The 1,755-nt window shown below is 36.4% G+C and carries 2 protein-coding genes and 1 rRNA gene; 1 reads left to right on the top strand and 2 read right to left on the bottom strand.

Features of this window, described 5'->3' with window-relative positions; genetic code table 11:
- A 16S ribosomal RNA gene (locus DXA05_RS26050) occupies positions 1 to 75 on the bottom strand; the annotation flags it as partial.
- A 308-nt stretch (positions 76 to 383) separates the two neighbouring features.
- On the opposite strand from DXA05_RS26050, the gene DXA05_RS28255 reads away from it, so the two are divergent.
- Positions 384 to 866, top strand: a complete 483-nt coding sequence (locus DXA05_RS28255) for a hypothetical protein (RefSeq protein WP_258999066.1) — start codon at positions 384 to 386, stop codon at positions 864 to 866.
- 282 nt (positions 867 to 1,148) lie between these two features.
- On the opposite strand, the gene DXA05_RS26040 is transcribed toward DXA05_RS28255, so the two are convergent.
- Positions 1,149 to 1,496 carry a hypothetical protein gene (locus tag DXA05_RS26040; protein ID WP_008645116.1) on the bottom strand — a complete coding sequence of 116 codons (348 nt, stop codon included), beginning with the start codon at positions 1,494 to 1,496 and terminating at the stop codon, positions 1,149 to 1,151.
- Positions 1,497 to 1,755 lie beyond the last annotated feature (259 nt).

Below are 1,755 nucleotides of genomic sequence, written 5' to 3'. Positions count from 1 at the left end.
ATGCTGCCCCTCGACTTGCATGTGTTAAGCCTGTAGCTAGCGTTCATCCTGAGCCAGGATCAAACTCTTCATTGTAAAAGTATCTTTTCATCTGTTAAGATGATTTTTTGCTCTGTTCAGGACGCCGTAATTTTATTGACCTTATTCAAATACCTATTATCTTCAATCGTATCGCTACTCTCTCGGACAAGTATTGACGGTTCTATTTTTTTACTTGTACTACTTGTATTGTTTATCAATATTTCAAAGAACTTGCTGCTTTCGTTTTAAAAGCGGGTGCAAAGGTAAAGGCTTTATTTTTAACTACCAAACTTTTTCGGAAGTTTTTTTTTTCATTTTTTCTTTTTACTCATTTCTCAGGCTCTCTATGCGAAAGGGAAAGAATGTATAAAAGAAAAAACAAAGGCCGTTTTCTTTGCGAATCGGACTGCAAAGATAAGAACTTTATTTATTATCCTCCAAAACTTTCGGAAGTTTTTTTGTTCTTTTCTTTAAGCGCAATCTCGCTTTTTCACTATGTCAATTCTGCAAGGCTTTCTTCTCTTGGAAAGCGGGTGCAAAAGTACACCCTTTTCGTATACAATCCAAATATATTAAAATCTTTTTTCGAAGTTTTTTTGAAAGAATATGCTAAAGTACTGATGCAGAAGAATGTTGTAGAACATATTTTTTATCATAAGTGGATTGGGGGCGGAAACGGTACACATGGGACACATTATTATATCACACGCGGGCGCGTAGGCGCACGCAAAAGAGAAAAAGATGCAGAAGAAAGAAATAACAAAATTACAGTCGAATTACAGATGAGAAAAGACAACAGGAAGAAAGAGACAAGAAGACAATATAGAAGGAAAGCAAGAAAATGAACCAAATGTAAAAAGAATACTAGGGATATACCACAAAGGGAAATTACAAAAGGAGATTATTAAAGAGGATGGATTAATTGGAATGGTTAATTGGAATGGTTAATTGGGCATGACTAATAGAGTAATTAACAGGATATATAGAAAAATATTATAAAAGCAAGAGAATTTATTGTCAACCGTTAGAATACTTGTTCTAAGCAGTCTAACGGTTGACTATTCCATATAGATATGCCGGATAAATACTGAGTATACCGATCAGATTCTATATACAAAATCAGAATATCATTCTTTTTTAGGATTCTCGATCCGCAGGCTGACAAGTTCAACCCACTTCTTTATGCCCAAATCAAAGCCGCCTTTTTCTAATAGATGAAGAGCGCCCGCATAATGAAGGGCAGTTTCCTCCCTACTACAGTTGATCTTACAAGACAACTCACCCAGATAATACTCCAGGCGAGCCATTTGGATATAGTCCAATAAAGTATAATCACCTTCAGTTGACAAATCAATCAATTCTCTTATCAAAGCATAGGCCAGTTCACATTCCGTATAGGTTAAATCCGAGAGAGGTTTGTGCATGACAGGATGCTGAACCAGCTGAACAACAATGCGATTAAAGTCTCCGTACATAGGTTGCGTTATTTACCGCATCAGTTCCCGATGGTGCGAGGGTTTATAAAAAAGAAAGAGCTCTAAGTTTGCAGTTAATAGATAAGAGGTCGGAAATTTATTTTAAAAAAGTCAAGCGAGACGAATAATTACCTCCGCATCTTATCAGGAAAATATCAGTCTTATTATCTTTGTTGTATTAAGATAAAGACTGATAGGCGGGAAGAGGACACCATAAAAGAGAAAGCACTTGAGGCTAGCCACGTAACGGCCTCTCTCC

It is taken from the genome of Bacteroides sp. AM54-2NS (genome assembly GCF_003602935.1).
GTDB classification, from domain to species: Bacteria; Bacteroidota; Bacteroidia; order Bacteroidales; family Bacteroidaceae; genus Bacteroides; species Bacteroides xylanisolvens.
The sequence above is the reverse complement of the archived record's forward strand: the minus strand, read 5'-3'. Positions and strand labels throughout refer to the sequence as shown.